The sequence below is a fragment of the Pseudomonas sp. HMSC08G10 genome, assembly GCF_001808425.1.
Taxonomy (GTDB): Bacteria; Pseudomonadota; Gammaproteobacteria; order Pseudomonadales; family Pseudomonadaceae; genus Aquipseudomonas; species Aquipseudomonas guariconensis.
This window is the reverse complement of record NZ_KV793304.1, coordinates 20,932-31,684: the sequence shown is the minus strand read 5'-3', so window position 1 is coordinate 31,684 and position 10,753 is coordinate 20,932. Positions and strand designations below refer to the sequence as shown.

At 60.1% G+C, this 10,753-nt stretch carries 14 protein-coding genes, 1 tRNA gene and 1 pseudogene; 14 read left to right on the top strand and 2 right to left on the bottom strand.

The annotated features are described in order from the left end of the window. From HMPREF3173_RS24945 to HMPREF3173_RS10130, 14 genes and pseudogenes are all read left to right on the top strand, one after another. Positions 1 to 333, top strand: a pseudogene (locus HMPREF3173_RS24945) (exonuclease); the annotation flags it as partial. Between the two features lie 8 nt (positions 334 to 341). Next, the gene (locus HMPREF3173_RS10195) at positions 342 to 878 is read left to right on the top strand and encodes a single-stranded DNA-binding protein (protein WP_070572849.1); all 537 of its coding nucleotides are present in this window, start codon (positions 342 to 344) and stop codon (positions 876 to 878) included. A gap of 2 nt (positions 879 to 880) precedes the next feature. Then, positions 881 to 1,075, top strand: a complete 195-nt coding sequence (locus HMPREF3173_RS10190; RefSeq protein WP_070572847.1) for a hypothetical protein — start codon at positions 881 to 883, stop codon at positions 1,073 to 1,075. A gap of 41 nt (positions 1,076 to 1,116) precedes the next feature. Next, the gene (locus tag HMPREF3173_RS10185) at positions 1,117 to 1,668 is read left to right on the top strand and encodes a hypothetical protein (protein ID WP_070572844.1); all 552 of its coding nucleotides are present in this window, start codon (positions 1,117 to 1,119) and stop codon (positions 1,666 to 1,668) included. A gap of 500 nt (positions 1,669 to 2,168) precedes the next feature. Next, a complete protein-coding gene (locus HMPREF3173_RS10180; protein WP_070572842.1) occupies positions 2,169 to 2,585 on the top strand; it encodes a hypothetical protein in 417 nt (138 codons plus the stop codon). A gap of 87 nt (positions 2,586 to 2,672) precedes the next feature. Continuing rightward, positions 2,673 to 3,596: a DNA cytosine methyltransferase gene (locus HMPREF3173_RS10175; protein ID WP_070572840.1), complete on the top strand. Its 924-nt coding sequence runs from the start codon at positions 2,673 to 2,675 to the stop codon at positions 3,594 to 3,596. A gap of 298 nt (positions 3,597 to 3,894) precedes the next feature. Next, positions 3,895 to 5,118 carry a hypothetical protein gene (locus HMPREF3173_RS10165; RefSeq protein WP_139146833.1) on the top strand — a complete coding sequence of 408 codons (1,224 nt, stop codon included), beginning with the start codon at positions 3,895 to 3,897 and terminating at the stop codon, positions 5,116 to 5,118. Between the two features lie 458 nt (positions 5,119 to 5,576). After that, a complete protein-coding gene (locus tag HMPREF3173_RS10160; protein WP_070572834.1) occupies positions 5,577 to 6,371 on the top strand; it encodes a hypothetical protein in 795 nt (264 codons plus the stop codon). After that, entirely contained in the window at positions 6,368 to 6,700 is a 333-nt protein-coding gene (locus tag HMPREF3173_RS23890) for a hypothetical protein (RefSeq protein ID WP_083299986.1), read from the top strand. Before HMPREF3173_RS10160 ends, HMPREF3173_RS23890 begins: the two co-directional genes overlap by 4 nt. Continuing rightward, positions 6,697 to 7,122 (top strand): hypothetical protein, encoded by a 426-nt coding sequence (locus HMPREF3173_RS10150; protein ID WP_070572832.1) that lies wholly within the window; start codon positions 6,697 to 6,699, stop codon positions 7,120 to 7,122. The genes HMPREF3173_RS23890 and HMPREF3173_RS10150 overlap by 4 nt, the downstream gene beginning before the upstream one ends. A 46-nt stretch (positions 7,123 to 7,168) precedes the next feature. Next, the gene (locus tag HMPREF3173_RS10145; RefSeq protein ID WP_070572830.1) at positions 7,169 to 7,369 is read left to right on the top strand and encodes a hypothetical protein; all 201 of its coding nucleotides are present in this window, start codon (positions 7,169 to 7,171) and stop codon (positions 7,367 to 7,369) included. Between the two features lie 55 nt (positions 7,370 to 7,424). Next, complete coding sequence (locus tag HMPREF3173_RS10140; protein ID WP_070572828.1) at positions 7,425 to 7,976, top strand: hypothetical protein; 552 nt, start codon at positions 7,425 to 7,427, stop codon at positions 7,974 to 7,976. Positions 7,977 to 8,015: 39 nt separating this feature from the next. Further along, a complete protein-coding gene (locus HMPREF3173_RS10135; protein WP_070572826.1) occupies positions 8,016 to 8,261 on the top strand; it encodes a DUF4224 domain-containing protein in 246 nt (81 codons plus the stop codon). A gap of 1 nt (position 8,262) precedes the next feature. Then, positions 8,263 to 9,315 (top strand): site-specific integrase, encoded by a 1,053-nt coding sequence (locus HMPREF3173_RS10130; protein ID WP_070572823.1) that lies wholly within the window; start codon positions 8,263 to 8,265, stop codon positions 9,313 to 9,315. Between the two features lie 96 nt (positions 9,316 to 9,411). Here HMPREF3173_RS10130 and HMPREF3173_RS10125 read toward each other — a convergent pair. Next, positions 9,412 to 9,485 (bottom strand) — tRNA-Cys (locus HMPREF3173_RS10125). A gap of 153 nt (positions 9,486 to 9,638) precedes the next feature. Further along, positions 9,639 to 10,658: a protease SohB gene (gene sohB / locus HMPREF3173_RS10120; protein WP_070572821.1), complete on the bottom strand. Its 1,020-nt coding sequence runs from the start codon at positions 10,656 to 10,658 to the stop codon at positions 9,639 to 9,641. Between the last annotated feature and the right edge of the window lie 95 nt (positions 10,659 to 10,753).

Here is a 10,753-nt window from a genome sequence, read left to right as displayed (position 1 = left end):
GGGATCATCCTCAATCACGGCATTGGCTACTCGCCGGACGCCCTGGTTGGCGACAAGGGCCTGACCGAGATCAAGACCAAGCTGCCGAAGCTGCAGGTCGACGTGATCCTGGGTGGCGAGATCCCGAAAGAGCATGTCGCCCAGTGCCAGGGCGGCCTGTGGGTATCGGAGCGCGAGTGGATCGACTTCATCTGCTACTGGCCGGGCATGCCGCTGTTCGTGAGGCGGGCCTACCGGGACGAGGCGATGATCCGCAAGCTCTCGGAGCGAGTGAAGACCTTTTACGAAATCCTCGACGAGCGCATGAACCGCGTTCTCGGCATTGCAGCATAGGAGGCCTCATGGCCCGTGGAGTAAACAAAGCCATCCTGGTCGGCACTTGCGGCCAGGACCCCGAGGTCCGCTACCTGCCCAACGGCAACGCCGTGACCAACATCAGCCTGGCAACCAGCGAGCAGTGGACGGACAAGCGCTCAGGACAGAAGGTCGAGCGCACCGAGTGGCATCGCGTCGTGCTATTCGGCAAGGTCGCCGAGATCGCCGGCGAGTATGCCCGCAAGGGCTCGCAGATCTACATCGAGGGCAAGCTGCGGACCCGCGAGTGGGAGAAGGACGGCATCAAGCGGTACAGCACCGAGGTGCACGTCGACATCAACGGCACCATGCAGCTGCTCGGCGGCCGCCCGGACAATCAAGGCGGTGGCCAGCAGCAACAGCGCCAGCCTCAACAGCAAAGGCGCCAGCGTCAGCAGCCTAGCCGGCAGCATAACTACAACGCGAATGACAACTACGGGCAACAGAGCCAGCAGTCGGCGCCGCCGGATAACTTCGACGACGACATCCCGTTCGCCCCGCTCCACAACCTGGCAGGTGCATAGCCATGAGCGATTGCGGCGAGCATCCCAGCGTCTACTACCTTGGCCGGGAATGCCGCCGCAACGGTGGCGGCAAGCTGGCCAACCCCTTCGCTTCTCACACGTTCCACGGCTCATGGTTCTTCGCCGGCTGGAACGACATGGATCTTGAGATTGAGCAGAAAAATCCGAAGCGCGCTGCAAAGATCAAGGCGGCGTGACCAGTTCAACTTGCCGCCCAGCGGATTGAAGGAGGTGCCGTATGGCGATGGACCAGGCAGAGCGCGACAAGCGCCGGCGCGAGAAAGCCGAGCGCCTGCAGGAAGAAGACCTGCGCTTGAAGGTTCGACCAGGGACTAAACAGGCCCTGCTGGAACTGATGGAGTGGGCCGGGATCGAGGAACAGGGCGAGGCGATGACGCTGATGATTCATCACATCGAAGCGCTTGGGCATCACGCTCTGTTCAGGATCGCGCGCCACGAAATAGAAGCTCACCGCTCTGTGGCGCGTAACGAGTCACTGAGGCTTTCAGCCAGGAAGCGAACAGGCCAGCACCTGCGGGCGATTTGCGGATGGGCTGACGCCACCCATAGCCAGATGATCGAGGCGCTGATCCACGGCATTCACGCCCTAGGCAGGCTGCACGCGGCGAAATTCCTCACCCCGCCGCGCCATGAGATCAGCATCTCACCGCGCCTGGCCCTGGCCTTCGACCGGAAGAGCATGCTGATGATTCAGCAGGATCCTGGGGATGAGGTTATCCAACCTAAGGCAATGATGGGTCTGGCTGGTATGGCCCAAGAACTTTGTTGATGTTCGGCCAGACTAGGTAGGCCTTCCAGTTCTCATTGTCGTTTGAGCAGTAAACCAGGAATTCGCTACTGCTATCCCTGCTGACTCTGTATCTGATGATGCCGCAGCCCTTTACCTTGGCTTGAGCCAACGACGAGGAGATTGCGGTGTTGTATTCCCAGTTCCAATCGCCTGGATACTTGTCCTCTACAGATTCAGCTTGAGCTCCAAACGGAAGCAGCAGCGCTGCCAATACCAGAAACCTCTTCAATCCAGCACCTCCATGGCCCGGCCCATGCCGGTCACCCGTAATACCCCATCCCCAACCAAATTGCCACTAGGCCAATCTCACCCAGTCTCGGTGAGCACAAACAAAAAAGGCATCTGCAATGCAGATGCCTTCGTGCCGGATTATGAGGGGAGAGGGCCCCTCACCGGCTCGGTGATTTAACCAAATTTAAAATCATATTGCCACCATGCCGCATCCGGCCACGGAGGGCGGCGCATGCATGGAGAAAGCCATGAGCAACTACAACTGCGCATACGTGCGCGAGCACTACGGCGTACCTGCCGAGGTCGGGCGTCGAGTTATAGCCAACGGCGCGCCCGGCGTGATCATGGCCGACCGAGGCCAGTACATCGGCGTCATCCTCGACAGCGACCCGAAGAAGCGCATCCGCAACTACCACCCCACCTGGGAAATGCAGTACGGCGAGATGGCCGAAAAGCTGCCACTCAAGCAGTGGGAAGTGCTCACCAACGGCATGTACGACTGGGACGACGTGAAGTACATGCTGGGCGATGCCCGCCACTACGTGCGGCGAATCTGGGCAGCTACCCGAAGCCAGGCCAAGTATCGGGCGTACCAAGAACTGGCCGAGTGCTTCAACGACGACGCGACCGCCATGCTGAGCTTTAAGGTTCGCGCGGCCGCCTGACCCTCCCGCGCTGCCCGCCAGCGCCTTCCCCTATTCAACGATAACGCCTCCCCGGCGAGGGCGGCGCCTGCACGCAAGGACCACAACGTGACAACAGCAATCGACCTGTTCGCCGGCCTCGGCGGATGGAGCACCGGCGCGCGCGCCGCAGGCGTCCAGGTTCTCTGGGCGGCAAACCACTGGCCAGAGGCCGTGAAGTGGCACTCGGCCAATCATCCCGACACAGACCACGTATGCCAGGACCTGCATCAGGCTCGCTGGGAGCAAGTGCCGACGCACGACATCCTGCTCGCCTCGCCCTGCTGCCAGGGTCACGCCAAGGCCCGCGGCAAGAAGTCAGGCAACCCGGAGCACGACGCTTCGCGCTCAACGGCCTGGGCGCCGGTGGCAGCCCTTGAGTTTCACCGGCCGCAGGCGGCAATCATCGAGAACGTACCGGAGTTCACCGACTGGGTGCTCTACCCGGCTTGGCTGCAAGCCATCCAGGCGCTGGGTTATCAGGCAGCGCCGCACATCGTGGACTGCGCTGACCTGGGCGTGCCGCAGCACCGGGTACGCCTGTTCATGGTCCTGACCCGCAGCAAGGCCCCGCTGATGCTACAGCTGCCGCAGGAACAGCACGTAGCCGCCGCCAGCTTCCTCGACTTCGATGCCGGGCGCTGGTCGCAGATCGAGAAGCCAGGCCGTGCCCAGGCCACGCTCGACAGGGTGCGCAACGGGCGCCAGCGCTTCGGCGACCGATTCGTCATGCCCTACTACGGCAAAGGCTCCGGCACGACCGGCCGCGACATCAACCGGCCGATCGGCACCATCACCACCCTGGACCGCTGGGCACTGGTCGACGGCGGCCGCATGCGGATGCTCAGCGCCAGCGAGGCCCTGGCCGCTATGTCGTTCCCTGCTGACACCCTGCGCCCGGACAACCACCGGCTGACCATGCACATGGCCGGCAATGCGGTACCGCCGCTGGCCGGGCAGAGGGTAATCGAAGCGCTACTGAAAGCTGCATAGAGACGCTACTGCGCAATCATGACGCTCGCCCAATTGGAGTTGATTGTCGGAATCTCGCCGGTTCCTTGCCTCGATACAATCCAGTTCCTAGTCAGCTCAACATCGAAGCGCCAGCCATTGCTTTCCAAGAGCATCATGGCGGTCCTAGTGACGCGGTAATGTCCGCAATCGCCGCACGCCCGCTCCTCGTAATCGCCCAGCGAATCAACGGTTGCAGCTGGGCCATCGCAGATCAAACACACCATACCCACCCCCTTTGACTGATCGCTCAACTGTAGACGATCCAGCGAGATATCCCATGCCCACAGAAAACCGATCCAGCAACACAGAGATGGTCAGCGTGCAAGCAACCATCGAATCGCTTGAAGAGGCTTATGCAGGCGATAGCGCGCTCGAATTCATGAACGATGCTGCTCAGCTGCTGCGACAGTTCAAGTCCATTTCCACCCTGCAGCAACAGGGCGAGCCGGTGGCGTTGCCTGAGCGGAAAGAAGCTGTCGAAGAATGGGCGACGCCCGGTGGCCCTTACCGCGCAGAAGGCTGGAACGCATGCCTCGACGAAATCGCCAAGCTGGGGCCGCTGTACATCCGTCCGGTGCAGGGTGAGCCGGTGGGCACGCTCCTGATCGACGAGTACTTCGATGGGCGCGAGGTTGGCGACGTGGACGTGCAGCTCGACACGAAGGTGTGCGAACAGCTTGCCGATAAGTATCCCGGCCAGTCGCTTCCGCTCTACATCTGCCCAGCGCCAGCCGTTCCTGGCGAGGTTGAGCGGCTGCGTGAGGAGGTCGGAGACTTGCGCAGTCAGCTAGGTGCTGAAATCTCAAAATGCAACGCGATGGAGGCGCTTGCCCAGGATCGAGCTGAAGAGATTGAGCGGCGCAAGCGATACGCAAAGTGGAGAGATCAAGCCGAAGAGAAGGTGCGCGATGAGTTCTTCAACGTCCTGAAGGCAATAGCTGGTGGATCAATAATATCTTTCCATCCATGGCCAGTCGGTGGCGCAGACGTTGGTCCCCTTGACCCAAGCAATCCCGTCTTCCTGTTCGGTGGAAAAGATGGGGCTTTTGTTATCCGTCCATTCTTTAGGACCGAATCCGCCAGCGCAGAGCCGAACGAACGAATCTGCACGCACCCTGAGGGTTGCACCCAATGCAGTTGGTGCGGGTTTAAATCTGAAAGCGCAGAGCCGAGCGCACCTGTCATTCACCCGATCAACATGAAGACCATGATGCAAGCCTATGAGCAGGTCGATCATAAGGCGATGCTGCACGGAACTTCGAACTGGTGCGCCGCTATGGCTACTGCACTACGCGGCGCACTGCATTCTGAGACGATAGCACCGGTTGAGATCGATGAGAGCCGAACTGTACGTAGGTTCAAGTATGTCAGCATCTACAACGAAGGTTTCGCCCTCGTCCCATTAGATGACGGACCCGATCCAGATTTCGATACCGGTACTGAGTACGTTGAGGCTTCGTATTACGACGAGGCCCGCGCCGCCCTGGGGCGCAAGCCATGAGCACAGTACGTATTCCCGCTGGAAGGTATACGTTTGCTGACCTTAGGAAGTTCATGGACCAGGTAGATGGTGGGGTGCAGATTCTTTCGCTTGAGGGTGAAGTAGAGTTTCTAGGCGAGGGGACGGTCCTGATATTACCTCACGGGCTGGAAGGCCCTCGGAGTAAGAAGCGTAAAACACCGGAAACGACACCCTTTTGGGCAAAGCGTTGGAGACGAAAGCCATGCTGAGCATAGGAAACTCTAAAGGCCCTACGAAATACACCATCAAATGCAGGGCCTGTGGGTGGAAGGAAACCGGGGTTAAAGAGCCTGGGCAATTTACCCTTGGAACTGATCCGTGCCCGAAATGCAAGACAAAAGGGAAGCTCGACATTTCCTTTGGTAGCCAGCCCTTCTCCTATCTGTAACCCCTCTCCCCTCTATTCACTGCCGCGATATGGCGGCCAAGGAATCGACATGCTCGAAAGGACACCGATCAAGACGGAGGCCGAACTGTGCGCGGCTTTCATCCAGTCGATGAACAAGCAGGCCGATTGGACTTGCTACCCCGAGGCTGCAGGCTTCGACATCCTCGCTGTGCACACCAGCGGTCGGCAGATCGGCATCGAGGCGAAGATGACCCTCAATGCGAAGGTGGCCGACCAGATCCTGCCGAAGGACTACGAGAACTTCTACGGTCGCCCAGGCCCTGACCATCGCCTGGTGATCGTCGGCAAGGCCAGCGATGCCAGTCACGGAATCAGCCGTATGTTGGGCCTGCTCGGTGTTCCGGTCTTGCTCCCCCGCTGGATGCATCGCGGCGGCGACAAGTCCAGTTGGGAGTTCGATATCCGCTGCTTGAATAACCGGGATTGGATGTCGTTCTTCGTCAACGAAGAGTACCTGCACCTTTTCGACTGGAACCCGGCAGAGCGATGCCGAGTGCCAATGGTGGTTGGTGCGCATCAGGCCGGCGTCCCCTCGCCGGTGAGCCTCACGCCCTGGAAGGAAGCTGCGCTGCGGGTGATCGCCTTGATGCGCTCGCAGGGCTACATCGCGGCAAAGCAGATCCAGGAGTTGGGCATCAGCCCGACAGCCTGGACGCGACCCAAAGGCAACGATCCTGGCTGGCTCGCGCGCGGCTCAGTGCGCGGTACCTGGATCGAAACCGAGAACATGCCGCCGTTCGACAAGCAGCACCCCGAGGCGTACGCCATCGTCGTCGCTGAACTGTCTGCCAAGGTCGCACCACAACTGGAGCTCACCACATGACCCGCCTCGCCCTCTGCCTCCTGCTGCTGGCCACCCTGGCCGGATGCGAAATGCCGGACGCCAAGGAAAATGCGGCTGCTATGTCGCCAACAGATGCCACCTCAAACGAAAGATTTGAGGTTGCTCGAATTGGAACGGCCTTCATCATCTTGGATGACAAGGCGAAGGGTAACACTTGCTACGCATTGAATGGCGTCGGCATCAGTTGCATCCCCGACAGCCAGCTGCAGGCCGACAACCAGCGCCAGCTCTCCCCGCACGAAATACAACCCGAACCTACACCCGCTATGGCGCCTGGGCGCTGGATTGATGAGAGGTATCAGCTGTGAGAAGGCCAGTTACCGAGCAGGATTTCAGGCGTCCCGAGTTTCGAGACGCCAAGGTTGAGGACTACGAGTTCCGCGCCGACGGTGCTCTAGTCCGCAAGGATCGCTGGGAGCAAGGTATTCACCGCATCCATTGCATCGTAGGGCCGCACCGGCGCGAATTTGAGATCACTGAAGTGGTCCAGGCCGTGGAGCAGCTCAAGGGATACTGGCTCGAAGCCGAGCACGACGAAGACCCAGGGTCTGAATGGATCGACGTACGCCTGCGCTGCGGCAGCGTGCTTGCCGGCTGCGCGCGGACAGGACCCTTCGAGTACCGATGGCCCTTCGGGCAGTTCAACTTCACTAGCAAGGACTTCGGCACCGAGATCGTCGCGTATCAGACGATACCGGACCCAGCTCCTACCAAGGAGACCCAACCATGATCCTGCCCCTGATGTACATGGCCTACCTCATCTACCGAGGCCCACGGTGAACAACCACCGGTACCAGCCATTCTCGGCGCGCGGCATGGGTAGCTGGCACACCTGCAGCATTTGCGGCACGTCCAAACACAGCGGCTTCTACTGGCTGGCCGGCTACAAGAGCAAAACCGAGCCGCCCTGCATCGCCTGGAAGATCGATCCAGAGTGGAAGGCCCAGGCCCTCCCCGCGCCAATCACCGAACCCTAATCGCCCACCCTCTACTCAAGCCCGCCGACATGCGCGGGCATGGAGAGCTATTGCCATGATCATCGACGATGTGATGACCGACAAAATCACGCTCCACGGCCTGGGCTTCGTTCAGGTGCAGCTGCAGGGCGACCAGCGCCTGCACGTATGGCATCCAGAACTGCCCCGCCGCAGCTGCTTCGAGCACTCGGCGATCCACGACCACCGTTTCAGCTTCGTATCCCGAGTGATTGTCGGTCACCAGATCAACCATCGCTACGCAGTCAATCGTCACGCAGATGGCGAGTTCGTCATGTACCTCCATGAGGGCCGGCGTCAAGCCGGCGGTGGCCGACCGTGGACTCCCGATGGTCGTGCCGACATGACGCACAAAGGTACGGACCTGATCTACGCCGGCAGCGAGTATTTCACCTACGCCTATGACTACCACCGGACCGAGCCGGGCGGCGACGGCCGGGTGGCGACCATCATGCGGAAAGATTGCGAGTTCCCCGAAGGCGCGCACTCGACCTGCCGCTACGGAATCCAGCCCGACACCGACTTCGATCGCTACCAATGGCCAGCCGCCCGACTTTGGGAAGTCGTGCGCGACGTGCTGTTGGCCTGACCACCAACCTGCCGCCACCGGCGGCGTGGAGACCATCCCATGGAAACCGAGATCCTTTCAGACGAAGAGCTGGTTGAGATCACCGGCTACAAACCCCGGGCGTGGCAGCGCCGTTGGCTCACAGAAAAAGGCTGGCACTTCGTCGAAAGTCGAGGCGGCCGTCCACTGGTAGGCCGCCAATACGCCCGCCAGAAGCTCAGCGGCGTGGTGATCGACACCGTGCCGGTAGCAGCAGCCCCGCCCCCGGCGCCAGCCTGGACCCCTGACTTCTCCCGAGTAAAGTGATATGCGACCCAGAAGTACCGAGAACCGCGACCTGCCGCCGGGCATGTACCGGCGCAAGCGCACCAGAAAGAACGGAAAAGTGTGGGTTGGGTATTACTACCGCGACCAGGCCGGCAAGGAAATCCCTCTCGGTACCGACCTGGTGCAGGCGAAGCTGAAGTGGGCCGACTTCGAGGCCAAGGCCACTCCGGCCGAGCTGAAGACGATGAAGGGAATCTTCGATGAGTATGAGCGCAAGATCATCCCGGGCAAGGCCGCCAGGACCCAGAAGGACAACATCTACGAGCTCAAGCAGCTGCGCGCCGTGTTCGACTCGGCGCCGATCGACGCCATCACGCCGGCCATGATCGCGCAGTACCGCGATTCCCGGTCGGCGAAGACCAGAGCCAACAGGGAAATCGCCCTTCTCTCCCACGTGTTCAACACCGCGAGGGAATGGGGGCTAACCACCCGGGACAATCCGTGCCTGGGCGTGAGAAAGAACAAGGAGAAACCGCGCGACTTCTACGCCAACGAAACGGTGTGGCGGGCTGTATATGAGGAGGCTCCACCGGAGCTGAAAGACGCGATGGACCTGGCGTATCTGACAGGCCAGCGGCCGTCGGATGTGCTGTCCATGCGGAAGGACGATATGGAGGGAATCTACCTACTGGTCAGCCAAGGCAAAACCGGCAAGCGACTGAGGATCGTCCTGGAGGCGAACGGGGTGAAAAACAGCTTAGGTCTGTTGCTCGAGAGAATCATGCGCAGCACCAGCCAACACCTGTCGCCGTTCTTCATCGTCAACGAGCATGGCAAGCGCATGAGCTGGCCCATGCTACGCAACCGGTGGGCAGACGCCCGAGAGGCGGCCCGAGTGAAAGCTGAGTTGGAAAAGAAGCCGGATCTGGCCAACCGAATCGCGCAGTTCCAATTCCGCGATATCCGACCGAAAGCGGCCTCGGAGATCAACGATCTGAGCGATGCAAGCGTGCTGCTGGGTCACTCGAAAGAGGGCATCACCGAGCGGGTTTACCGTCGCGTCGGCGCGATCGCAAAGCCCTCGAAAGGCTGATGTTTCGGAACTCCAACCCTTTTGTTTCGGAACTCCTGCCTTTTCCGCCCCATAACGAAAAACCCCGCAGACCTAGATCTGCGGGGTTTTGAATAGTGGAGGCCGAGGTCGGAATCGAACCGGCGTAGACGGATTTGCAATCCGGAGCATAACCACTTTGCTACTCGGCCTCAAAATTCGGATTTAGCTGCTTTCGCGTCGCTATCTCCTTGAAACTTCAGCGCTTTTTAAAGCTTGCTGCGTTTCGATGGACGCCATTATGTCTACATTCGTTGATCCTTGCAACCCCCTGATTAGAAAAAATATTCAAGGGGCTCAAGGTGTTAGCGCAGGCGGCTCAGTTTACTCCAGAGACCGACCAATGTGTTCTCTACGGTACCGCTGGCCGCCACGCCGATTCGCTCCTGCAAGCTCTTGCGCTCGGCAAAGCGCAAGTGGAACAGATTCGCTTCACGGGCGCGTTCACTCAGGTATTCATCACTGGTGCGCAGCTCATCGACCAGTTTTCGGTTCAGCGCGGCGACACCCAGCCAGACTTCGCCTGTGGCGACCTCATCGATGTGCAACTGAGGGCGGTAGCGGGAGACGAAATCTTTGAACAGCTGATGCGTTATATCCAGGTCTTCCTGGAACTTCTCCCTGCCCTTTTCGGTGTTCTCGCCGAACACCGTCAACGTGCGCTTGTACTCGCCGGCGGTGAGCACCTCAAAATCGATATCGTGCTTCTTCAACAGGCGATTGACGTTGGGCAGCTGAGCCACCACGCCGATTGAACCGAGCACGGCAAAGGGGGCGCTGACAATCTTTTCGCCGATGCAGGCCATCATGTAGCCGCCGCTGGCGGCAACCTTGTCGATGCACACGGTCAGCGGAATGCCGGCCTGACGGATGCGCGCCAGCTGCGACGCAGCCAGACCATAGCTGTGCACCAGACCACCACCACTCTCAAGACGCAACACGACCTCGTCACGGGGGGTGGCAAGGCTCAGCAGCGCGGTGATTTCGTTGCGCAGGCTTTCGGTGGCGGATGCTTTGATGTCCCCATCGAAATCGAGGACATACACACGGCTTTTCTCTTCGGCCTTACTCTTCTTTTGCTGTTTTTCCGTCTTGGCTTGTTGCTTGCGTAGCGCCTTGAGTTGGGCCTTGTCGAACACGCCTGCTTCGAGGCGTTCGCGCAACTCCTTGTAGAACTCATTGAGACGGGTGACCTGCAAATGCCCGCCCGATTTACGCCGCCCCTTGCCCCGCAAGCCGGCAATGACCGACAAGACCACCAGGATGGCGATCACCAGGGTGGCGGTTTTGGCGAGAAAGCTTGCGTATTCGGCAAGAAACTCCACATTGACTCCTTGATAGACCAGCGCCTGAAGGCGCGAACTGCATCAAGCATACCGTTGCGTCACAGGCGCTGCCAGCTGGGGAAAACGCTGGCAAC